This window comes from Thiorhodococcus minor (genome assembly GCF_010820565.1).
GTDB lineage: Bacteria > Pseudomonadota > Gammaproteobacteria > Chromatiales > Chromatiaceae > Thiorhodococcus > Thiorhodococcus minor.
The window spans coordinates 1-494 of sequence record NZ_JAAIJQ010000345.1 but is presented as its reverse complement, the minus strand read 5'-3'; the positions used below and the strand labels follow the sequence as shown (position 1 = coordinate 494).

The following is a 494-nucleotide window of genomic DNA, read 5'->3' as shown; positions in this document are numbered from 1 at the left end:
CGTCATCAGCGCATCGCAACCGTTGCGTGCCTTGCTCGGCGGACTGCTGGCGAAAGGCCTCTCGCGCGAGCTGGCCATCGTCAGCGATGGTGCCGGACAGTTCGCCATCCTGCTGCATGCCCTGTGCTGGGTGCACGCCGAGCGCCTGATTCACAAGCTCATCCCGCTCAATGAGCGCCAGCGCCAGGATCAAGCGCGGGTGCGCGATGAGATCTGGACGCTGTATGCCGACCTCAAGGCCTACCAGCGCGCCCCCGATACCGCCGCCGTCGCGGATCTACGGACGCGCTTCGAGACCATCTTCAGTCAGAAGACCTCCTTTGCCACCCTCAATCAGACCCTCAAGCGCCTGAAGGCCCATCAGGGCGAGCTGCTCCTGGTGCTCCTGCGCCCAGACATCTCACTGCATACCAACGGCAGCGAGAACGACATCCGCAGCGATGTGAAATGGCGCAAGATCAGCGGCGGGACCCGCAGCGATCTAGGGCGTCGCT

Annotated in this window: 1 protein-coding gene; it reads left to right on the top strand. The window is 64.2% G+C overall.

Translation table 11 applies throughout. The features are described from left to right. Nucleotides 1–494 (top strand): IS66 family transposase (locus G3446_RS27275; protein WP_164456760.1); only part of this gene is annotated, 494 nt, incomplete at both ends.